This is a genomic window from Enterobacter sp. ku-bf2 (assembly GCF_001742765.1).
Lineage (GTDB): Bacteria > Pseudomonadota > Gammaproteobacteria > Enterobacterales > Enterobacteriaceae > Enterobacter > Enterobacter quasiroggenkampii.
Window position 1 is genome coordinate 1,608,929 of record NZ_MDVW01000001.1, and the last position, 21,243, is coordinate 1,630,171.

A 21,243-nucleotide genomic window follows, 5' to 3' on the forward strand; every position below is an offset into this window, starting at 1 on the left:
TTTGTTCGACATTTTCACCGGAGGACGCCGTGCCGTGGATCCTGTTGCTGTTGATTAGCCTGTTTAGTGCGCCATCGTTCGCCGTCGCGATCCCCGGCGTGACCACCGGAACAACCGCCAGTCAGCAAAGTACGCCCCCTCCTGAACCCGATGTCGAACAGAAAAAAGCCGCCTACAGCGCCCTCGCCGACGTCCTTGAGAACGACACCTCCCGGCACGAACTCATCAGCCAGCTGCGGAAAGTGGCCGCCACGCCGCCGCAGGAGCCGGTGCCTGTCATCACCCCTCCCCAGGTGGAGGAACAAAAAACGGTGCTGGAAAATGTCACCGACGTGAGCCGACACTATGGAGAAGCGCTCTCCTCGCGCTTTGCTCAGCTCTACCGCAACCTGATTGGCTCACCGCATAAGCCGTTTAACCCACAAACGTTTACCGCCGCCGCCACGCAGTTCCTGATGCTGGCTGGTGCAGTCTTCCTTTTTTACTGGCTGGTGCGCCTGTGCGCGTGGCCGCTGTACCGCAAAATGGGGCAATGGGGACGCAGAAAGAATCAGCAGAAAAGCAGCTGGCTGCACCTGCCGTTGATGATAGCCTCTGCGTTTATCATTGATTTACTGCTGCTGGCCCTGACGCTGTTCTTAGGCCAGATGCTGGCCGACAGGCTGAACGCGGGCAACAAAACCATCGCCTTCCAGCAGTCGCTTTTCCTGAATGCCTTTGCCCTGATTGAGTTCTTCAAGGCGCTGCTGCGATTACTCTTTTGTCCCCACGTGCCTGCGCTGCGTCCTTTCGCCATCCGGGATGAAACGGCGAAGTACTGGGCGCTGCGCCTGAGCGTGCTCAGCGGGCTGATTGGCTACGGCCTGCTGGTTGCCGTGCCGATCATCTCCAACCAGGTAAACGTCCAGTTTGGCGCCCTGGCAAACGTCATTATCATGATCTGCATTACCGTCTGGTCGCTGTATCTGATCTTCCACAATAAAAAAACCATTACCCAAAGCCTGCTAAATCTGGCCGATCGATCCCTCTCGTTCTTCAGCCTGTTTATTCGCGCTTTCGCCCTGGTGTGGCACTGGCTGGCAAGCGCCTACTTCATCGTATTGTGCTTCTTCTCGCTGTTCGACCCGGGAAACAGCCTGAAATTCATGATGGGGGCGACGTTCAAAAGCCTGGCCATTATCGGCATCGCGGCGTTTGTGTCGGGGCTGCTGTCGCGCTGGATTTCGAAAACCATCACCCTGTCGCCGCAGGTACAGCGTAATTACCCGGAACTGCAAAAACGGGTAAACGGCTGGATGTCGGTATCGCTGAAGGTGGCGCGCATCCTCACCGTCTGCGTGGCGATTATGCTGCTCCTGAATGCGTGGAGCCTGTTTGATTTCTGGAACTGGCTGCACAACGGTGCGGGTGAGAAAACGGTCGACATCCTGATTCGCATCGCGTTGATTTTGTTCTTCTCTGCCGTCGGCTGGACGCTGCTGGCGAGCCTTATCGAGAACCGTCTGGTATCGGATATTCATGGCCGTCCCCTGCCCAGCGCGCGGGCAAGAACGCTGTTAACCCTGTTCCGCAACGCGCTGGCGGTCATTATCAGTACCATCACCATCATGATTGTGCTGTCGGAAATCGGGGTGAATATCGCCCCGCTGCTGGCCGGTGCCGGTGCCCTGGGGCTGGCGATCTCCTTCGGGTCGCAAACGCTGGTGAAGGATATTATTACCGGCATCTTTATCCAGTTTGAGAACGGGATGAACACGGGCGATCTGGTGACTATTGGGCCGTTAACCGGCACCGTTGAGAGGATGTCGATTCGCTCGGTGGGCGTGCGCCAGGACACCGGGGCGTACCACATCATTCCCTGGTCCTCGATAACCACCTTCGCCAACTTTGTACGCGGCATTGGCTCCGTGGTAGCGAACTACGATGTGGATCGTCATGAGGATGCCGATAAAGCGAAGCAGGCGCTGCGCGATGCGGTAGAAGAGCTGATGCAGATGGAGGATATTCGCGGACTGGTGATTGGCGAGCCGTCATTTGCCGGCATTGTCGGGCTGACGAACACGGCCTTTACCCTGCGCGTGTCGTTCACCACCCAGCCGCTGAAGCAGTGGACGGTGCGCTTTGCGCTCGACAGCATGGTGAAAAAACACTTCGATCTGGCGAACGTGCGGATGCCGGTCCAGACCTATCAGGTACTGCCGCCGCCCGCAGCGCCGCTCCCACCGCAGGAGCCAACGCTGTAGCCTTGTTGCCGGGTGGCGGCTTCGCCTTACCCGGCCTACGACGGCGTGCTATTTGCGACGTTTGTTATTGTCCATAAACGTCCAGGCGATAAAGCGGCTTTGCTTCTGGCCCTGCGCCATCTCTTTTTTCACCACTTTTACGGCACCCGCTTCGGTGAGCGCGCGGTAGAGTGGCGGCAGGTTATCTCCGCGGGAAACCAGCGTCGTGAACCACTTCACCTGACGACCAAACTGTTTGCTTTCCGCAATCATGCGCAGGATAAACGCCACTTCGCCGCCTTCACACCATAATTCCTGCTGCTGACCGCCGAAGTTCAGCGCGGCATCTTCCGCCTGACCCAGGTTGCGGCGCTTGCGCTCGCTGCCCGCACGGGCCGCGGCCGCCGAATCATGGAACGGCGGGTTGCACATCGTGGCGTCATAGCTTTCATTTTTGTGAATGATACCGTTGAAGATCGACGCCGCCTCTTTCTGACGACGCAGACGAATGGCGCGGCTTAACCCAGGGTTCGCGCTGATAATCGCCTGGGCGCTGGCAAAGGCCTCGGCACCGATTTCGCTTCCGGTAAAGCGCCAGTGGTATTCATGCGCGCCGATCAGCGGGTAAATCAGATTCGCCCCGGTGCCAATATCCAGAATGGTGGCCTGCTCTGGAACAACGCCCTCATTACCTTCGGCAAGAAGGTCGGCAAGGTGATGCACGTAATCCGCGCGGCCCGGCACAGGTGGACAGAGAAAGCCTTCGGGAATATCCCAGTTCGCCACACCGTAATAGTGTGCAAGCAGCGCTTTGTTCAACATTTTAACCGCCTGGGGGTCAGCAAAGTTGACCGAAGGTTCACCCGCGGGGGTCTGGACAATGTAGTCCTGCAGCGGCGGGCAGCTCAGGCATAACGCATTCATGTCGTAGCGGCTGCGGTGGCGATTTCGTGGGTGCAATCCCGGCTTTTGGGAAGTCATGGCGTTCTCCTTTAAACAGCGGCGTAAGATACCCTTTGCTGGCCCAACGGTAAATCTTTCTCTGCATCGATTAAAAATTCGACATAAATCAAACACCTTTATGTCTATGATCTGTCAGCGAAATGTCAAATGATGTTGTTCAAAAAATAAGCAGATCATCATCAAATATTTGCGCTAAGTCACACTCCTCCGGCTTCTAAACTTAAGGGGAATCACCTGTTGTTTCCTCATGAGGATGTGATTATGAAAAAGTATCTGACCCTTGCTGTTATCGCTGCCGCCCTGGCGACTGCGTCATTCTCTGCGATGGCCGTTCAGTCGCTGACCCCGAGTACCGACACCAGCCAGCTTCGGCCTGCGGGCACCGTCTCGGTAAGCCGTGCCAGCAACCTTGACGATCTCCAGTCTAAACTTGCCGAAAAAGCCCGTCAGGAAGGTGCAAAAGGCTTCGTGGTGAATTCCGCTGGCGGCGATAACCATATGTACGGCACAGCGACCATTTATAAATAATCAGCTTTTTTCCCCAGACTGCATCTGTCCACCGGATGCAGTTCTCTTCCCCCTCGCCTTGACTGTTCGTTTTTTAACCCCATATTAAAAGCAGGGCTGAACCAATATCAGGAGGGCATAATGGCTTCCGGCTGGGCAAATGATGATGCCGTTAACGACCAGATCAACAGTACAATTGAAGATGCGGTAGCGCGTGCCCGCGGTGAAATTCCGCGCGGCGAAAGCTTAACTGAATGCGAAGAGTGTGGAGACCCTATTCCCGAGGCGCGCCGAAAAGCCATCCCCGGCGTAAGGCTTTGCATCACCTGCCAGCAGCATAAAGATTCGAAAAATTCATCACATTCGGGATATAATCGCAGGGGTTCGAAAGACAGCCAGTTACGTTGACTTTCCTTTACCTAAGTTAACCGCACAGGCCCTTACCTTTACGCTCACGATTTTTAGCGAACCGCGTAGCAAAATGTGCCCTTCATCTTTCTTCTGTAAAGCGCATCAACAAGAAGTGTAAATCGCCAGTTTGAATTTATTAATATTCAATAAGTTATTTGTCATTCAATTTTTTTGAGCAACCACGTCAATTCTCTTCGATTTTATCCCTCGAAAAAAACCGTGATACTTATCACATCGACGGAACATCGTCCCCTTAACAGAAACACCTGCGAGAGATTAATTATGAAAACCATCAAATATGCTGTAGCTGCTGTTGCCCTGTCCGCTCTGTCCTTCGGTGCTTTCGCCGTAGAGCCAGTCTCTTCAACTCAGGCACAGAACATGAATAAAGTCGGTGTGGTAAGCGCTGATGGCGCGACCACGCTGGACGGTCTGGAAGCCAAACTGGCTGAGAAAGCGGCTGCTGCCGGTGCAAGCGGATACACCATTACCTCCGCTAACGGCAATAACAAGCTGAGCGGTACCGCGGTTATCTACAAATAATCGCCTGAACGAATGCTGTCCCCTCGCCAAACCCTCTGGTGAGCTGCTCCAACCCTCATTGACCCTGTTGTTTGTTACCCTTGCTTGCCCGTCCGCCACTGGACGGGCTTTTTTTTAGTTAAAAAGACTGCGCCACGCGCGCCAGACCGTCCTCTATCGAGTCCACCTCACCCGTCGCCAGCAGACAGCAGGCCATCTGCTGCGTAATGGCGTGCGGAACAGGGACCTGGCCCGCCAGACACTGGGTGATCCAGTGGGCGGTGGTGTGCGGATCTTTGGCTTCGGGCAACGCCACATCACGATTATCCGTCCCGCGCTCCAGAATGACGCGCGCGCCGGTAGAATCAATGTGCACAATCTGCGGGCAGCGCTGCGGGTTGGCATACACCTCCCCTTCGGTGCCGTGCATCAGTAAAGCGCGCCCGCCAACCTCTTCAAAGAACTTGCCGACTCGCGTCACGTACTCCGGATGAGAGACGCTGGAAAGCCGCAGCGCGGCATCTTCGCCAAACGGCGTTGCCAGTTTGGCCAGCGTGTGGGCGCTGTTACGCACCCCCATACGCCAGCGCATATCCAGCTGCTTTTCCAGCGGCGGGCAGAACGCACCAACCGGAATATAGACCGGCTGATGCCCGTCAAGCTTCGCCTGCGCCTGACCCGCATGAAGGGTCGGCTTGATGTCCAGCAGCTCAAAGATGGTTTGCGTCAACACGCGCGTGGGATCTTCACTTACGCCGTGAACGACAACCGGGAATCCAAGCTTGTGCAGTAAAATCGCCAGCAGCGGCGTCAGGTTTGCCTGTTTACGCGCCCCGTTATAGCTGGGGATGACAATCGGCATCGGCTTTGCGACTGGCGGCGTTAAGCGCATCGTTTGCGCCTGCATCGCCTCGTAAAAACCGCGCATCTCCGCTTCACCTTCCCCTTTAATACGCAGCGCGATCAGGATGCCGCCCATCTCCAGATCTGGCACATCGCCATTCAGCATGTGCGTATAAAGTGCCTTAGCCGTTTCGTAATCCAGGTCGCGCGCATGATTTTTGCCCCGCCCTACCTCTTTGATAATTTTGCGATAATCCACGTCTTTTCTCCTGACTACGTCATCTTGTGAACACTATAGTCCTGAAGAAGCGCTGGCCGATAGTTTTTTATGAAGACAATCAACCCGCTGATTTTTTAGCAGTTAACGAAAGACAAGCTTTATTTCAATTATTTGTGATTTCTATAGAAGATTCTAACGCATATCTTTTTTGATTAAATAGTCGCCGAAACACTATTGAGGGTCACGGTGAAAACGTCCAGGCAACGTTTTTACCCGAAACACACCAGGATTGACTATGAACAAGGTTGCTTTAGGTTTATTTATCGCTGCAACGATAGGGTGTTCTGCATCCGCCTTTGCGGCAACAAACGGTGAAGGACAGATTAACTTTACCGGCGAAATTATTGATTCTGCCTGTCAGGTAGTAAATGGATTAAGCGATCCACTCAACGTCCAGTTAGGCAAAGTTTCTAAAACGGTATTCACCGGTGCAGGCTCCACCAGCACACCAACAAAATTTGATATTCAATTAAAAGATTGTCCGGAGACGGTCACCTCTGCAGCAATTAATTTTGGCGGTACGCCAGATGCGAATAACAGCACCACGCTGGCGTTAACGGCAGATGCGAATGCCGCAACCGGCGTCGCCATTCAATTGCTTGACTCATCTGAACAACCCGTCAGCTTATATACGCCTTCCCGCGCGTATCCACTCAACGCAGGAAGTACGGTTAACGATCTGGAATTTGCAGCGCGATATATTCAGACGCAGGCTGCCGTTACGGCTGGCCCTGCTAACTCCGTATCGACCTTCACCGTTATTTATAACTGATATTTTCAATCTGAAGATATTAGCTTTGTGTCAAAGCTAATATCTTTTCTTTATGTTGAGAAATATTTATGCGCCATGGTTATTTACTGAGCACTCTGTTACTGGTAGCCGCGACCGCTCATGCGGGGGTCATTATTAATGGCACCCGTCTGGTCTACCGGGGAGATAAAAAGGAGTCATCTCTTGGTATTTCAAATCCAGATACAACGGATTATCTGGTGCAGTCCTGGGTTGATGCCGACAGTAAAAATCATGCCGCTGCGCCATTCCTGATTACACCGCCCCTGTTTCGTCTTGATGCGAAAGAGGATAACGTACTGCGCGTCGTTCGCACCGGCGGAAATTTACCGGAAGATCGCGAATCGCTGTACTGGTTAAATATTAAAGCGATTCCCTCATCGAAGCACGTGGAGGGGGTGAATACGCTGCAAATTGCGATTAATACGCGCATCAAATTACTCTACCGTCCATCGTCCGTTAAGGGCAAGCCGGAAGAGATGGCGGATAAGCTGGAATGGCATCGTGAAGGCAACGATCTGGTCGTTAATAATCCGACCCCCTTCTATATGAATTTCCAGAGCGTGACGTTGAATGGTCATAAAATCACGAAAGCCACCTGGGCCGTGCCTGAAACCGGAACGCACATTACCCTGCCAGCCAATACGGGTGGCGATACTGTGACGTATTCCATTATTACGGATTACGGCAGCATCAGCAAAACCTGGACAAAATCCGTTCATTAATTTCATGTCTGATAACGCATTAAAATAATCATGTACAGCCATAAAAAGCCGTTCACCTGCCAATTATTCACGCTGCTGACCCTACTATGTGGTCTGTCAGCCGTGTGTTTTGCGCAGCTCGCGTGGGCTGATGATTATTTTAACCCGGCACTGCTGGATATTGACAACCCTCAGCAGACCAAAACGGACCTCTCCGTATATGAAAAAGGGCCTGGACAGGCACCAGGGAAATACCAGGTCGCGATCTATATTGATAATAATAAAATCGACACCCGCGACGTGACGTTTACATTGCAGCAGGATAGCCGGGGCAACAGTTCGCTTCAGCCTTGTTTTAGCCTCGAAGAGTTAAAAAGTCTGGGCATCAAAACCCAAAAATACCCGCAGTTAATGGCAAAGGGCTCGTGTGTCGACTTAAGCGCCATCCCTTCGGCATCGGCCTCGTTCCACGTTCGGAATCAACAGCTGCTCCTGAGCATACCGCAAACGGCACTGGGCCAGGTGCCACGCGGCTATATCGATCCCAAAGAGTTTGATGAAGGGATCACCGCAGGCTTATTAAACTACAGCGCCAACGCCAGCCAGAGCCACGCTCGCCAGCAGGGCGAAGAGGATAACAGCAGCCAGTACGTCAATTTGCGCCCGGGCTTTAATGTCGGGGCCTGGCGCGTACGCAACTATTCCACCTGGAATCGCAGTACGACGGGCAAGGAAGAACAGCAGAAGTTCTCCTCCGTCTATACCTATGCCCAGCGCGATATCGTGTCGATGAAAAGCGATCTCACCGTCGGGCAGAGCTCTTCGCCTGCCGATGTGTTCGACAGCGTGCCCTATACCGGGGTGCAGATTAACTCCGACAGCGACATGCTGCCGGACAGCGAAAAAGGCTATGCGCCGATTATTCGCGGAACGGCCCACAGTAACGCGCTGGTGATGGTTCGCCAGAACGGCTATGTCATTTACCAGAACACCGTCGCCCCCGGCGCGTTTGAAATTAACGATCTCTACCCTACCGGCAGCAGCGGCGATCTGCAGGTGACCGTAAAAGAGACCGACGGAAGCGAAAGCCACTTTGTGGTGCCCTACGCGTCGGTGCCGGTATTGCAGCGTGAAAAAAACCTGCGCTACAGCGTAACCGCAGGCCGCTACCGCTCGTATGACAGCGACGTCGAGAAAACACCGTTTGCCCAGGGGAGCGTAATTTACGGCTTACCTTACGGATTCACCGCCTACGGCGGCGTGCAGCAGAGCAGCCATTATCAGTCTCAGGCGGTGGGCGTCGGTAAAAACATGGGAGATTTAGGCGCCTTCTCGCTCGACGTCACCCGCGCAAAAGCGCTGCTGAAAAAACAGCAGTCCAGCAAAGGGCAGTCTGCGCGCCTCCGCTACAGCAAAGATTTTGCGGGATCGGGGACGAATTTTTCCGTGGCGGGCTATCGCTACAACAGCAAAGGGTTCTACACGCTGGAAGACACCATGGAATCCTATATCCGCTCGGATGACTGGTCGGCACCGCAGCAGCGCCGTGAGCGTGAAGAAGCCACCATCGACCAAACCCTGCCCGAAGGCTGGGGCTCAATGACGCTGAGCCTGGTCAAAGAGACCTACTGGAGCCAGAGCCAGGACATGACCTCAATGAGCGTCAGCTACAACAACAGCTGGCACGGCGTGAGCTACAGCCTGAGCTACAGCATGAACAAGAATACCGACGCCAGCGATGAAAACGGCAATTCCGTCTCCAACGACAACCAGTTTTCACTGAGCGTCTCCGTGCCGCTCGATCGCTGGATGCATAACACCTGGGCAACCTACAACCTGAACAATACCAAAGACGGCACGACGCAGAACATTGGCCTTAACGGCACGGCGCTGGCCGAAGATAACCTGAACTGGAACATCCAGGAGGGGCTTAGCCGCACCGGTAGCGGAAACTCGACCAGCATGAACGCTGACTACAAAGGCACCTACGGCGAGCTCAGCGGCGGCGTGAGTCAGGACAACTATCAGCAGAGCGTAAACGTCGGCGTGCAGGGCGGCGTTATCGCCCACGCCAACGGCATAACGCTGAGCCAGCCGCTCGGCGAAACGATTGCACTGGTCAAAGCGCCGGGCACCCATGGTACGCACATTGCCAACCAGACCGGCGTTGAAACCGACTTCCGCGGCTATACCGTGGTGCCGTTCGTCACGGCCTACCGCCATAACACGATTGCCCTGGACACCGAAACGCTGCCGGACGACGCCGACGTTACCCACGCCGCGCAGGTTGTTACCCCGACCCGCGGCGCGGTGGTGCGCGCCAGCTTTAACACCCGCGTGGGGAACCGGGTATTGATGGTGCTCACGCAAAACGGGAAACCGCTGCCCTTTGGCGCAACGGTGACCACCGACGATAAGGACAGCGAATTTATCGTGGGCAGCGGCGGCCAGACCTACCTCTCCGGCATGCCACAGCGCGGCACGCTCTCGGTTTCGTGGGGTGAAGGTGCCGGCGAACATTGCGTCGCTGAATACGCCCTCACGGATGAGAAAGACAAAAACAGCATCATTAACGCTGCCGCGCAGTGTCATTGATTCACCGTAAAGGTTGACCTTATGCAGATTGTAAAACAACTGGTGTTCTTATTCGTGCTCGGCCTGTCGGCGCTATTCATGCCCCATGCAAAGGCCGAATGTACGACTCCCGATATGCCAAAGTTGCTAAACGTGGCAACCATATCGGTGCCCAGCACGTTGCCCGTGGGCGAAAGTATTCCCGGAACGGAACAAACCGTTCACGTTGCGGGAAGCTGCGACCACGCCTATGAAGCCGGTCAGGAAATTGTCTCCTGCTACTACGGCACCGGCACCGAAATTCCGGGCCTCGCTGGCGTGTACGGTACCGGCGTGGAGGGGATTGGCATTGCGCTGGTCAACGACAAAGGCCAGCGGATAACGGGCGCGGGTGGGGTCTATTGCGATTCGCGCAGTACACCCATTGGCTACATCTCAAATGATGATGCGCGAAACTTCAGCTTCGATGTCACCCTTGAACTGATAAAAACCAGCAATGCGGTAAGCTCGGGTACGCTTTCAATTGACCAGACAAAGTTTGGGATTGGCGTTTATGGCATGGACGGGATTGGTTCTCCGAACACCGTATCTTACGCTGGCGACGTCAATATTCAGGAGGTGACCTGTTCGGTTTCCCCTAAAAACCTCACCGTTGTACTAGGCGATTTTCCGGTCAGCGATTTTATCGGCATCGGCACGCTCTCCATGCCGGCGCAGGAGTTTAACGTAACGGTCAACTGTAACGCCACGGTACAGCCTGAAGTGAAAATCACCAGCGCTAACGGCTATGAGACCGGCTACGCTGGGGTGATCAAACTCACTCAGCAGCCCGGAATGGCCACCGGGGTCGGGGTGAGAATGTTATTCGACAACGATATCGCCACCTTCGATCAATACGTCACGACCTCCAGCAAGGCCGTTGCCAACCAGACGCTGGATATTCCTTTCCAGGTGCGCTACCAGCAAATCAGCGACGAGGTCACGCCCGGCCCGGCCAACACCGTAGCCACCATAACTCTGGCCTATAAGTGACGATGATGAAAAAAATTGTGCTTTTCGTTGGGATGGCCCTGATGACGCAGGCGTGGGCGGATGATATCCAGGTTCAGATGGTCGGGAACATCTATGCCAATACCTGCGTAATCGACAGCGCCAGCAAAAACTTAACCGTCGACCTCGGTCAGACAGCGTCCGGCAACTTTAAAGACGTGGGGGATACGGGTGAATGGAAAGAATTTTCGCTGAACGTCTCGCATTGTCCCAAAACGCTGACGCTGGCAACGGCCTTTTTCTATGGCCAGGCAGACAGCCTGCACCCGACAAAATTTGCCAACATCGGCAGCGCAAAAGGGCTGGCGCTTGAGCTGGCGGACCGGCAGGACAATATCCTCATTGCCCCGCAGGCGAGCTTTAACGCGGTGATTAATCAAAACGATCACACGGCCACCTTCCCACTCGCCGCACGCTACTACGCCACCTCCATGCCAGTGAGCGCGGGGACGTTCAGCAGCGTGGTGCAGGTGACCTTCACTTACCAGTAGGACCGCGCCCCTTAGCACGGATGCTTTTCCTGCGCCCGGCGGTCAGTGTTGCCGGGCGTTTTTTTACCTCGGGCACTTCTGGCTGTTCAATCGGAAAGATCGGCAGCGCGTTTAACAAACGTTGGCCGTAATTTTTGGTCAGCAGACGTTTGTCATAAATCACCACCTCCCCCCAGCAGCCGTGGCTACGGATCAGACGCCCGACCTGCTGAATGAGATTAAACGACGCCGCAGGTAAACTTTGCACCTCAAACGGATAGCGATTGAGGCTTTTCAACCACTCGCCTTCGGTGATGACGACCGGGCTGTCGATGGGCGGGAAGGCAATTTTATGAATATGCACCTGCGTCAGGTAATCGCCCTTCAAATCCAGACCTTCCGCGAAGGACTGTAATCCCACCAGCACACTGCGCTCGCCGTTATCGATACGTTTGCGGTGCGTTTCCACCAGCCGGTAGCGCGGCTGATCGCCCTGGACCAGCAGCAATAAACGCAGATCGGTGACGTGCTCCAGGAAGCGCTGCATCGCGCGCCCGCTGGCAAACAGCACCAGCATGCCTGGGTATTTTCTGCTCTCAACCTGTTCACGGAAGTAGGCCGCCATTTCCGCAATGTGCTGCTCTTCGTTGTCGATCAGCGGCTCGAATTTCATGCGCGGGATCACCAGCTTCCCCTGCTCGCAGTGATTAAACGGCGAGTCCAGCGCGACAAAACGATCGCCCGCTTTCTCTTTAAGCCCGCTCATTTCCTGCAAACGCGAAAAACTGTTCAGGGAGCGCAGCGTGGCAGAGGTGACCACCACGTGCGGTACACTGCGCCAGATGAGCTTTTCCAGCTGATCGGCCACGCGGATGCCCACGCAGTGGAAAAACAGATGGACCTGCCCGTCGCGCACTTCCCGGGTGGCCCATTTGGTGACCGGCGCGCCCGACGCCTGCGCCATCGAGGCCAGCCGCCAGAGCTTGCTCTGCGCTTCAAACATGCCGAGCGCACGGTTCATTTGCAAAAGAATACGGTGCAAGCGAACCACGTCGTGCGAGCCGGTTTTCTCGCTGAGATCGTTTAAGAACATCTCCGCCAGCCCGCGCAGCTTTTCGAGATGCTTCGCCAGCTGCTGGCAAATCTCCATCACCTCGTCCGGCAGTTCGCCCATCGCAAAGCGGTGTTCCGCTTCCTGGGTTGCAGGAAGATAAAGATTCAGGATGTTGTTCAGCGACGAGATAAGGCTGTAAACCTCTTCGCAGTGGTCGCTCAGACGCTCCGGCACCGCCAGCGGCGGCGTGGTTTTCGGCCGGAACTGCTCCATGCAGGTAGCGACAATCTTGCAGAAGAGATCCAGCTGCAGGCGGAACCAGGGGGCGGTAATTTCTGCGCTCATCTCCAGCGCGTCGCGCGCCACGTCGGGCAGATGGTGGCCTTCGTCGAGCACCAGCAGCAGGTTTTTCGGCTCCGGCAGCACCGCTTCGCTCTCCAGCGCCGCCATCACCAGGGCGTGGTTAGCCACAACCACTTCGGCTTCCTGAATTTCACGCCGGGCGACAAAAAACGGGCATTCGCGATAGTAGTGACAGTTGCGGTTCAGACAGCTGGCTTTGTCGGTGCTGAGCCTGCGCCACAAATCGTCGCTGATGGCTTTATCGGTGTGATCGCGCAGGCCGTCCCATTTATAGCCATCAAGATCGCCTTTCAGCGTTGCGCAGAGCTCCTGCTCGGCTTTGTTGTTTGGCGTGAGATCGTCGTCGAGGAACGCCAGCAGATCCTGCTGCGACGCCTCGCTGCTGGCAAGCCCTGCCAGGTTACGCGGACAGACGTAGCGACCGCGACCAAAGGCGGCCGTAAACCGCAGGTCGGGGATGATTTTGCGCAGCAGCGGTAAATCTTTGCTGAAGATCTGATCCTGCAGCGCCACGTTGGCGGTGCTGACCACCAGCGTTTTGTCCTCTTCCCGCGCGATGGCAATGCCGGGAATGAGATACGACAAGGTTTTCCCGACGCCGGTCGGGGCTTCAATCGCCAGATGTCGCCCGTCGTCCCCGGCGAGCGTTTTTGCCACGTCAGCAATCATCTGCCGCTGCGGCGCTCGGGGGATAAAATCGGGGATCTGCTGTTGTAGCGCCTTATACCATGCGCCAATTTGCGCCTTGAGCGCAGCGGTTAAAGCCATCGGAAAACCTGAAATACTGTATAAACAGCCACTATTGTGGCACTTTCTCTTCGCAGCCGCAAAAAGAAAAGCCCGGCTTTACGACCGGGCTTCCAGATTACTGCGGGTTAGCAGGCTTGCGCGGGCGGCGTCGGCGCTGCCCTTCTCCTGCCGGCTTGCCTTCGCCGCTGCGCCACGGATTGTCACCGGCCGGTTTGCTGTCGTTGCTACGACGCGGCGGTTTGCCCGCTGACTTCGGCGCGCCGCCTTCGGCACGGCGCGGCTGCTGACCGCGACCACCGCCGCCCTGACCGCGACCGCCCTGGCGACCGTTCTGAATCGGCTCGGCTTTGATCGACGGATCCACTTCATATCCCGGGGTTTCGATACGCGGGATCTCTTTCTTCAGCAGACGTTCGATATCACGCAGCAGCTTGTGCTCGTCCACGCAAACCAGAGAGAGCGCTTCACCGGTTGCCGCCGCACGACCGGTACGGCCGATACGGTGCACGTAGTCTTCCGGCACGTTTGGCAGCTCGTAGTTCACCACGTGCGGCAGCTCTTCAATATCGAGGCCACGGGCAGCAATGTCGGTTGCCACCAGCACGCGGATGTCGCCAGATTTAAAGTCCGCCAGCGCACGGGTACGCGCGCCCTGGCTCTTGTTGCCGTGGATCGCCGCGCTGCGGATGCCGTCTTTATTCAGCTGTTCCGCCAGGTGGTTCGCGCCGTGCTTGGTGCGGGTAAAGACCAGCACCTGCTGCCAGTTACCCTGGCCGATCATCTGGGAGAGCAGTTCGCGCTTGCGCTTTTTATCCACAAAGTGAACGTGCTGCGTCACCTGCTCAGAGGCGGTGTTGCGGCGCGCCACTTCCACTTCCAGCGGGTTATGCAGCAGCTTTTCCGCCAGCGCCTTGATCTCGTCGGAGAAGGTCGCGGAGAAGAGCAGATTCTGACGACGCGGTGGCAGCTTGGCCAGCACGCGGCGAATATCGTGAATAAAGCCCATGTCGAGCATGCGGTCGGCTTCGTCCAGCACCAGAATTTCAATGCTATCGAGCTTCACCGCGTTCTGGTGTTCCAGATCCAGCAGACGGCCCGGCGTTGCCACCAGCACGTCCACGCCGCCGCGCAGCTTCATCATCTGCGGGTTGATGCTGACACCGCCGAACACCACCAGCGAGCGAATGTTGAGATAGCGGCTATAGTCACGCACGTTCTCGCCAATCTGCGCGGCCAGTTCGCGGGTTGGGGTGAGGATCAGCGCACGAACCGGACGACGGCCTTTGGCGTGCGGCTGGTTTTTTACCAGCAGCTCTAACAGCGGCAGCGTAAAGCCCGCGGTTTTACCGGTGCCTGTCTGGGCGCTGGCCATCAGGTCACGGCCCTGAAGAACGGCAGGAATAGCCTGCTGCTGGATTGGGGTTGGCTCAACGTAGCCCTGCTCTGCGATCGCGCGCAGAATTTCCGGGTTCAGGCCAAGGGAATCAAAAGACATAAAAACTCCGAACCGCCCCGACCATCACAGGTGTAGTTTTCAGGGAGATATAACAATTAGGAGGACAAAAACCACAATGTCGCGAAGGGGCGGAGTGTAGCAGCTTTTGTGACGTGGCGCATAAAATATCCCTCCGCGTTCCCTCGACGTAAGCGTGAATCAGGCATAATCTTAATCAATCGATTGATTAATTTTTAATGCCGCCATGAATACAACACCCACAACAACCAAAGGTGAACAGGCCAAAAACCAGCTTATTGCCGCCGCGCTGGCGCAGTTTGGTGAGTATGGGCTGCATGCGACCACGCGCGATATCGCCGCGCTGGCCGGGCAAAACATTGCGGCGATTACCTACTATTTTGGCTCAAAAGAGGATTTATATCTCGCCTGCGCCGAGTGGATTGCCGATTTTATCGGCACGCAGTTTCACCCTCACGTCGAGGAGGCCACCGCGCTGCTCAGCCAGCCGTCGCCCGATCGCGAGGCCATCCGCCAGCTGATCCTCAATGCCTGCCACAACATGATCCGCGTGCTGACCCACGACGATACGCTCAACCTGAGCAAGTTTATCTCCCGCGAGCAGCTCTCCCCCACTGCCGCCTATCAGCGGGTACACGATCGGGTCATTGCCCCGATGCATACCCACCTGACCCGGCTGATCGCCGCCTATACCGGGCGGGATGCCAACGATACCGCGACAATTTTGCATACCCACGCCCTGCTGGGTGAAATCCTTGCCTTCCGTCTGGGCCGGGAAACCATCCTGTTACGCACCGGCTGGACACAATTTGATGAGGATAAAGCCGCGCAGATCGGTGAGGTGATCGCCTGTCATCTCGATCTGATCCTGCAAGGCTTAACGCAAAGGAGCCTGAAGTCATGAAAAAACCTGTCGCCATCATTCTGGTGGTTGTTGTTTTGCTTGCCGCGGGCGTCGGTGGATGGCTGTGGTACCAGAGCCATCAGGATAAAGGCCTGACGCTGTACGGTAACGTGGATATTCGCACGGTGAACATGAGCTTCCGCGTCAGCGGACGTCTCGCCGCGCTGAGCGTTGACGAAGGCGATGCCATTAAAACCGGGCAGACGCTGGGGATGCTGGACAAAGCGCCCTATGAAAATGCGCTACTGCAGGCCAAAGCGGGCGTCTCCGTTGCGCAGGCGCAGTATGACCTGATGCTGGCCGGCTATCGCGACGAAGAGATCGCCCAGGCCGCGGCGGCCGTCAAACAGGCGCAGGCGGCCTATAACTACGCGCAGAACTTCTACGCTCGCCAGCAGGGGCTGTGGAAAAGCCGAACCATTTCCGCGAATGACCTGGAAAATGCGCGCTCCTCCCGCGACCAGGCGCAGGCAACGCTGAAATCCGCGCAGGATAAATTAAGCCAGTACCACACCGGTAACCGCCCGCAGGATATCGCCCAGGCGAAAGCCAGCCTTGAACAGGCGCAGGCGCAACTGGCCCAGGCGGAGCTGGATCTGCACGACACCACGCTCATCGCGCCGTCTGACGGCACGCTGATGACCCGCGCCGTGGAACCGGGCAGCATGCTCAGCGCGGGCAGCACCGTGTTAACCCTCTCCCTGACCCGCCCGGTCTGGGTACGTGCCTACATTGATGAGCCTAATCTCGGCCAGATGCAGCCGGGCCGCGAGCTGCTGCTCTATACCGACGGTCGCCCGGACAAGCCGTATCACGGCAAGGTGGGCTTTGTCTCCCCTACCGCCGAATTCACGCCGAAAACAGTAGAAACGCCGGACCTGCGTACCGACCTGGTGTATCGCCTGCGCATCATCGTGACTGATGCGGATGACGCCCTGCGCCAGGGCATGCCCGTCACCGTAAAAGTGAACAGCGGGGAACGACATGAATGATGCGGTTATCCAGCTCAACAATCTGGTCAAACGCTTCGCAGGGATGGACAAACCGGCGGTCGCGCCGCTGAACTGCACCATCCAGAAAGGCTATGTCACCGGCCTGGTCGGCCCGGACGGTGCGGGAAAGACCACGCTGATGCGCATGCTGGCGGGGCTGCTGAAGCCGGATGAAGGATCGGCCAGCGTGCTGGGCCTTGACCCGATAAAAGACGATGGCGCGCTCCACGCCATGCTCGGCTATATGCCGCAGAAGTTTGGCCTGTATGAAGACCTGACGGTGATGGAAAACCTGAACCTGTACGCCGACCTGCGCAGCGTCACCGGCGAAGCCCGACAGAAGACCTTCGCCCGCCTGCTGGAATTTACCTCCCTCGGCCCGTTCACCGACCGGCTGGCGGGCAAGCTTTCCGGTGGGATGAAGCAGAAGCTGGGTCTGGCCTGCACGCTGGTGGGCGAGCCAAAAGTGCTGCTGCTGGACGAGCCCGGCGTGGGCGTCGACCCGATATCGCGCCGCGAGCTGTGGCAGATGGTACACGAGCTGGCGGGCGACGGGATGTTGATTCTCTGGAGCACCTCCTACCTCGATGAAGCGGAACAGTGCCGGGACGTGCTGCTGATGAACGAAGGCGAACTGCTTTATCAGGGCGAGCCGACGACGCTGACGCAGAGCATGGACGGGCGCAGCTTCCTGCTGCACAGCTCGCAGGCGTCCAACCGCTCGCTGCTGCAGCGGGTGCTCAAGCTGCCGCAGGTCAGCGACGGAATGATTCAGGGCCGCTCGGTGCGGGTGATCCTCAAAAAAGAGGCCACCGTCGACGATATTCGCCATGCCCCCGGCATGCCGACGATTGAGATGGAAGAGACGGCGCCGCGTTTTGAAGATGCGTTTATCGACCTGCTGGGTGGCGCGGGGACGTCCGAGTCGCCGCTTGGCGCAATCCTGCACACGGTGGACGGCACGCCGGGCGAAACGGTGATCGAAGCCAAATCCCTCACCAAAAAGTTCGGGGATTTCGCCGCCACCGATAACGTCAATTTCGCGGTAAAACGCGGCGAGATTTTTGGCCTGCTTGGTCCGAACGGCGCGGGAAAATCCACCACCTTTAAGATGATGTGTGGCCTGCTGGTGCCGACGACCGGCAAAGCGCTGGTGCTGGATATGGATCTGAAGGTCAGCTCCGGCAAGGCGCGCCAGCATCTGGGCTATATGGCGCAGAAGTTCTCGCTGTATGGCAACCTGACGGTCGAGCAGAATCTGCGCTTTTTCTCTGGCGTGTATGGCCTGCGCGGACGGGCGCAGAACGAGAAGATCCGCCGCATGAGCGACGCCTTCGGGTTAACGACGATTGCTTCCCACGCCACCGACGAACTGCCGCTCGGCTTTAAGCAGCGGCTGGCGCTGGCCTGCTCGCTGATGCACGAGCCGGATATTCTGTTTCTGGATGAGCCGACCTCCGGCGTTGATCCCCTCACCCGCCGCGAGTTCTGGCTGCATATCAACAGCATGGTGGAAAAAGGGGTGACCGTGATGGTGACCACCCACTTCATGGACGAGGCGGAGTACTGCGACCGCATCGGGCTGGTGTATCGCGGCAAGCTGATTGCTCACGGTACACCGGACGACCTGAAAAACCAGGCCGCCGACGATGAGGTCCCGGACCCGACCATGGAGCAGGCGTTTATCACCCTCATCCACGACTGGGATAAGGAGAATGCCCATGCGCAGTAACGCCATTTCCTGGCGCCGGGTGCGCGCGTTGTGCATAAAAGAGACGCGGCAGATCGTGCGTGACCCCAGCAGCTGGCTGATTGCGGTGGTGATCCCCCTGCTGCTACTGTTTATCTTTGGCTACGGCATTAATCTGGACTCCAGCAAGCTGCGGGTCGGGATTTTGCTGGAGCAGCAGAGCGAGGAGGCGCTGGACTTCACCCACGCCATGACCGGTTCGCCCTACATTGACGCCACCATCAGCGACAATCGTCAGGAGCTGATCCAGAAGATGCAGGCCGGGAAAATTCGCGGTCTGATCGTCATTCCGGTGGATTTTGCCGCCAATATGGCGCGGGCGAATACCGATGCGCCGATCCAGGTGATCACCGACGGCAGCGAGCCGAACACCGCGAACTTCGTGCAGGGCTACGCGGAGGGGATCTGGCAGCTCTGGCAGATGCAGCGGGCGGAAGATCGGGGTGAAGAATTTAAACCACTCATCGACGTGCAGACGCGCTACTGGTTTAACCCCGCCGCCATCAGCCAGCACTTTATTATTCCGGGCGCGGTGACGATTATTATGACGGTCATTGGCGCGATTCTGACCTCGCTGGTGATCGCCCGCGAGTGGGAGCGCGGCACCATGGAGGCGCTGCTTTCAACCGAAGTGACGCGCGTCGAGCTGCTGCTGTGCAAGCTTATTCCCTACTACTTCCTCGGCATGCTGGCGATGCTGCTCTGTATGCTGGTGTCCGTCTTTATCCTCGGCGTGCCGTATCGCGGCTCGCTGGTGGTGCTGTTCTTTATCACCAGCTTGTTTTTACTCAGCACGCTGGGGATGGGGCTGCTCATCTCCACCATCACCCGCAACCAGTTTAACGCGGCCCAGGTGGCCCTCAACGCCGCCTTTTTGCCGTCGATTATGCTGTCCGGCTTTATCTTCCAGATAGACAGCATGCCTGCCGTGATCCGCGCCGTGACCTACGTGATTCCGGCGCGCTACTTTGTGAGCACGCTGCAGAGCCTGTTCCTGGCAGGGAATATTCCGGTGGTGCTGATCGTCAACACGCTGTTTTTACTGGCGTCTGCGGCGATGTTTATCGGGTTAACGTGGATGAAAACCAAACGGCGGTTAGATTAAGGAGCGCGCATGTTTCACCGTTTATGGACGTTAATACGCAAAGAGCTGCAATCCCTGCTGCGCGAGCCGCAAACCCGCGCCATTCTGGTGTTGCCGGTGCTGATCCAGGTTTTACTGTTCCCGTTTGCCGCCACGCTGGAGGTGACCAACGCTACCATTGCCATTTACAACGAAGACAACGGCAAACATTCCGTCGAGTTAACGCAGCGCTTTGCGCGTGCGAAAGCCTTTACCCACATCCTGCTGCTGAAAAGCCCGCAGGAGATCCAGCCTACCATCGATACGCAAAAAGCGCTGCTGCTGGTGCGGTTCCCGGCGGATTTTTCCCGCAATCTGGATACCTTCCAGACCGCGCCGCTGCAGCTGATCCTCGACGGACGCAACTCCAACAGCGCCCAGATCGCGGCCAACTATCTGCAGCAGGTCGTGAAGGATTACCAGCAGGAGCTGATGGACGGCAAACCGAAGCCCAACAACAGCGAACTGGTGGTGCGCAACTGGTATAACCCGAATCTGGACTACAAGTGGTTTGTGGTGCCGTCGCTGATCGCCATGATCACCACCATCGGGGTGATGATTGTGACCTCTCTCTCCGTCGCCCGCGAGCGCGAACAGGGCACGCTGGATCAGCTGCTGGTCTCCCCGCTCGCCACCTGGCAAATTTTCGTCGGCAAAGCGGTGCCGGCGCTGATTGTCGCGACCTTCCAGGCCACCATCGTGCTGGGGGTGGGAATTTGGGCCTACCAGATCCCGTTCGCCGGATCGCTGGCGCTGTTTTACTTCACGATGGTGATTTACGGGCTGTCGCTGGTGGGGTTTGGGCTGCTGATTTCCGCACTCTGCTCGACGCAGCAGCAGGCGTTTATCGGGGTATTCGTCTTTATGATGCCCGCGATCCTGCTCTCGGGGTACGTCTCACCCGTCGAGAATATGCCGGTGTGGCTCCAGGATCTGACGTGGATAAACCCGATACGACACTTTACGGATATCACCAAGCAGATCTATCTGAAGGATGCGAGTCTGGATATTGTCTGGGGAAGTTTGTGGCCGCTACTGGTCATCGCGGCCACGACGGGCTCAGTGGCCTATGCGATGTTTAGACGCAACATCGCGTAGCTTTTTCTCTTTGGTCAGCAACGAGACCACCGCAGGCCCTGCGAGGATAGCCAGACCCGCCAGGGCCAGCAGCAGGTTGTTTTGCAGGACGCGTGACAGCAGCCACAAGACAATCATCGCTGCACCAAAGTACCAGGTGGTGGTGAGCTCTTCGAGCACATCACCCACCTCACGCCAGCGCGCTTCATGGTGGCGCTGTAAGAACAGCATCGACAGCACGGTGACGCCGTAAAGGACGCATAGCCCCAGGCCAACACGCACCAGCGTGCCGCTCATCCAGCCCATCACCAGTACGGCCACGACCAGTAAATGCAACATTATCTGCCAGCAACTCAGGCCAGTTGCGACACGAACACGTTGTTGCCACTTCATGGCTTCTCTCCTGAAGGATTTTTCTCT

At 56.8% G+C, this 21,243-nt stretch carries 19 protein-coding genes; 14 read left to right on the forward strand and 5 right to left on the reverse strand.

Going from position 1 to position 21,243, the window contains the following annotated elements; all coding sequences use genetic code 11:
* Positions 1-29: 29 nt before the first annotated feature.
* Positions 30-2,243: a mechanosensitive channel protein gene (gene ybiO / locus BFG58_RS07660; RefSeq protein WP_069719567.1), complete on the forward strand. Its 2,214-nt coding sequence runs from the start codon at positions 30-32 to the stop codon at positions 2,241-2,243.
* Between the two features lie 48 nt (positions 2,244-2,291).
* Here ybiO and rlmF read toward each other — a convergent pair whose 3' ends face one another.
* The gene (gene rlmF / locus BFG58_RS07665; protein WP_045909507.1) at positions 2,292-3,203 is read right to left on the reverse strand and encodes a 23S rRNA (adenine(1618)-N(6))-methyltransferase RlmF; all 912 of its coding nucleotides are present in this window, start codon (positions 3,201-3,203) and stop codon (positions 2,292-2,294) included.
* A gap of 243 nt (positions 3,204-3,446) precedes the next feature.
* Here rlmF and mcbA point away from each other — a divergent pair, with 243 nt between their 5' ends.
* From mcbA to ybiJ, 3 genes are all read left to right on the forward strand, one after another.
* Positions 3,447-3,713 carry a DUF1471 family periplasmic protein McbA gene (gene mcbA / locus BFG58_RS07670; protein WP_045909506.1) on the forward strand — a complete coding sequence of 89 codons (267 nt, stop codon included), beginning with the start codon at positions 3,447-3,449 and terminating at the stop codon, positions 3,711-3,713.
* A gap of 120 nt (positions 3,714-3,833) precedes the next feature.
* The gene (locus tag BFG58_RS07675) at positions 3,834-4,100 is read left to right on the forward strand and encodes a DksA/TraR family C4-type zinc finger protein (protein WP_048027017.1); all 267 of its coding nucleotides are present in this window, start codon (positions 3,834-3,836) and stop codon (positions 4,098-4,100) included.
* Positions 4,101-4,385: 285 nt separating this feature from the next.
* Entirely contained in the window at positions 4,386-4,646 is a 261-nt protein-coding gene (ybiJ, locus tag BFG58_RS07680) for a DUF1471 family protein YbiJ (RefSeq protein ID WP_023310874.1), read from the forward strand.
* A 118-nt stretch (positions 4,647-4,764) separates the two neighbouring features.
* Here ybiJ and ybiB read toward each other — a convergent pair whose 3' ends face one another.
* Entirely contained in the window at positions 4,765-5,727 is a 963-nt protein-coding gene (ybiB, locus tag BFG58_RS07685; RefSeq protein WP_069719568.1) for a DNA-binding protein YbiB, read from the reverse strand.
* A gap of 256 nt (positions 5,728-5,983) precedes the next feature.
* On the opposite strand from ybiB, the gene BFG58_RS07690 reads away from it, so the two are divergent.
* The 5 genes from BFG58_RS07690 to BFG58_RS07710 all read left to right on the forward strand — a co-directional run bounded on the left by BFG58_RS07690 (position 5,984) and on the right by BFG58_RS07710 (position 11,357).
* Positions 5,984-6,520 (forward strand): fimbrial protein, encoded by a 537-nt coding sequence (locus BFG58_RS07690; RefSeq protein WP_045909503.1) that lies wholly within the window; start codon positions 5,984-5,986, stop codon positions 6,518-6,520.
* 68 nt (positions 6,521-6,588) lie between these two features.
* Positions 6,589-7,263, forward strand: coding sequence for a molecular chaperone (locus tag BFG58_RS07695; protein ID WP_069719569.1), 675 nt, complete (start codon positions 6,589-6,591; stop codon positions 7,261-7,263).
* Between the two features lie 30 nt (positions 7,264-7,293).
* Positions 7,294-9,837 carry a fimbria/pilus outer membrane usher protein gene (locus BFG58_RS07700; RefSeq protein WP_083261461.1) on the forward strand — a complete coding sequence of 848 codons (2,544 nt, stop codon included), beginning with the start codon at positions 7,294-7,296 and terminating at the stop codon, positions 9,835-9,837.
* 21 nt (positions 9,838-9,858) lie between these two features.
* A complete protein-coding gene (locus BFG58_RS07705; protein ID WP_048027011.1) occupies positions 9,859-10,848 on the forward strand; it encodes a fimbrial protein in 990 nt (329 codons plus the stop codon).
* 5 nt (positions 10,849-10,853) lie between these two features.
* A complete protein-coding gene (locus BFG58_RS07710) occupies positions 10,854-11,357 on the forward strand; it encodes a fimbrial protein (protein WP_069719674.1) in 504 nt (167 codons plus the stop codon).
* Here the strand turns inward: BFG58_RS07710 and dinG are convergent.
* Together dinG and rhlE are read right to left on the reverse strand one after the other, a co-directional pair.
* Positions 11,344-13,521, reverse strand: a complete 2,178-nt coding sequence (gene dinG / locus BFG58_RS07715; protein WP_069719570.1) for an ATP-dependent DNA helicase DinG — start codon at positions 13,519-13,521, stop codon at positions 11,344-11,346. The two genes, BFG58_RS07710 and dinG, sit on opposite strands and share 14 nt — an antisense overlap.
* 97 nt (positions 13,522-13,618) lie before the next feature.
* Positions 13,619-14,998: an ATP-dependent RNA helicase RhlE gene (gene rhlE, locus BFG58_RS07720; RefSeq protein ID WP_024908724.1), complete on the reverse strand. Its 1,380-nt coding sequence runs from the start codon at positions 14,996-14,998 to the stop codon at positions 13,619-13,621.
* Positions 14,999-15,203: 205 nt separating this feature from the next.
* On the opposite strand from rhlE, the gene cecR reads away from it, so the two are divergent.
* The 5 genes from cecR to BFG58_RS07745 are packed head-to-tail and all read left to right on the forward strand — an operon-like array spanning position 15,204 to position 20,844.
* Positions 15,204-15,881, forward strand: coding sequence for a transcriptional regulator CecR (gene cecR, locus BFG58_RS07725; protein ID WP_045909498.1), 678 nt, complete (start codon positions 15,204-15,206; stop codon positions 15,879-15,881).
* Positions 15,878-16,873, forward strand: a complete 996-nt coding sequence (gene hlyD / locus BFG58_RS07730; protein ID WP_069719571.1) for a secretion protein HlyD — start codon at positions 15,878-15,880, stop codon at positions 16,871-16,873. The genes cecR and hlyD overlap by 4 nt, the downstream gene beginning before the upstream one ends.
* Positions 16,866-18,605, forward strand: coding sequence for an ATP-binding cassette domain-containing protein (locus tag BFG58_RS07735; protein WP_069719572.1), 1,740 nt, complete (start codon positions 16,866-16,868; stop codon positions 18,603-18,605). Before hlyD ends, BFG58_RS07735 begins: the two co-directional genes overlap by 8 nt.
* Positions 18,595-19,728 carry an ABC transporter permease gene (locus BFG58_RS07740; RefSeq protein WP_045909495.1) on the forward strand — a complete coding sequence of 378 codons (1,134 nt, stop codon included), beginning with the start codon at positions 18,595-18,597 and terminating at the stop codon, positions 19,726-19,728. Before BFG58_RS07735 ends, BFG58_RS07740 begins: the two co-directional genes overlap by 11 nt.
* Positions 19,729-19,737: 9 nt before the next feature.
* Positions 19,738-20,844 (forward strand): ABC transporter permease, encoded by a 1,107-nt coding sequence (locus BFG58_RS07745; RefSeq protein WP_063621223.1) that lies wholly within the window; start codon positions 19,738-19,740, stop codon positions 20,842-20,844.
* Here BFG58_RS07745 and BFG58_RS07750 read toward each other — a convergent pair.
* On the reverse strand, positions 20,806-21,216 hold the full coding sequence (locus BFG58_RS07750) for a YbhQ family protein (RefSeq protein WP_045909493.1): 411 nt from the start codon (positions 21,214-21,216) through the stop codon (positions 20,806-20,808). The two genes, BFG58_RS07745 and BFG58_RS07750, sit on opposite strands and share 39 nt — an antisense overlap.
* Positions 21,217-21,243: the final 27 nt, after the last annotated feature.

Coding starts and splice junctions, on each gene's coding strand:
- rhlE (WP_024908724.1), bottom strand. CDS start 14,998: ATGTCTTTTGATTCCCTTGGCCTGAACCCGGAAATTCTGCGCGCGATC.
- hlyD (WP_069719571.1), top strand. CDS start 15,878: ATGAAAAAACCTGTCGCCATCATTCTGGTGGTTGTTGTTTTGCTTGCC.
- BFG58_RS07705 (WP_048027011.1), top strand. CDS start 9,859: ATGCAGATTGTAAAACAACTGGTGTTCTTATTCGTGCTCGGCCTGTCG.
- BFG58_RS07745 (WP_063621223.1), top strand. CDS start 19,738: ATGTTTCACCGTTTATGGACGTTAATACGCAAAGAGCTGCAATCCCTG.
- BFG58_RS07740 (WP_045909495.1), top strand. CDS start 18,595: ATGCGCAGTAACGCCATTTCCTGGCGCCGGGTGCGCGCGTTGTGCATA.
- mcbA (WP_045909506.1), top strand. CDS start 3,447: ATGAAAAAGTATCTGACCCTTGCTGTTATCGCTGCCGCCCTGGCGACT.
- BFG58_RS07735 (WP_069719572.1), top strand. CDS start 16,866: ATGAATGATGCGGTTATCCAGCTCAACAATCTGGTCAAACGCTTCGCA.
- BFG58_RS07675 (WP_048027017.1), top strand. CDS start 3,834: ATGGCTTCCGGCTGGGCAAATGATGATGCCGTTAACGACCAGATCAAC.
- BFG58_RS07700 (WP_083261461.1), top strand. CDS start 7,294: ATGTACAGCCATAAAAAGCCGTTCACCTGCCAATTATTCACGCTGCTG.
- ybiJ (WP_023310874.1), top strand. CDS start 4,386: ATGAAAACCATCAAATATGCTGTAGCTGCTGTTGCCCTGTCCGCTCTG.
- cecR (WP_045909498.1), top strand. CDS start 15,204: ATGAATACAACACCCACAACAACCAAAGGTGAACAGGCCAAAAACCAG.
- BFG58_RS07695 (WP_069719569.1), top strand. CDS start 6,589: ATGCGCCATGGTTATTTACTGAGCACTCTGTTACTGGTAGCCGCGACC.
- BFG58_RS07690 (WP_045909503.1), top strand. CDS start 5,984: ATGAACAAGGTTGCTTTAGGTTTATTTATCGCTGCAACGATAGGGTGT.
- BFG58_RS07710 (WP_069719674.1), top strand. CDS start 10,854: ATGAAAAAAATTGTGCTTTTCGTTGGGATGGCCCTGATGACGCAGGCG.
- BFG58_RS07750 (WP_045909493.1), bottom strand. CDS start 21,216: ATGAAGTGGCAACAACGTGTTCGTGTCGCAACTGGCCTGAGTTGCTGG.
- dinG (WP_069719570.1), bottom strand. CDS start 13,521: ATGGCTTTAACCGCTGCGCTCAAGGCGCAAATTGGCGCATGGTATAAG.
- rlmF (WP_045909507.1), bottom strand. CDS start 3,203: ATGACTTCCCAAAAGCCGGGATTGCACCCACGAAATCGCCACCGCAGC.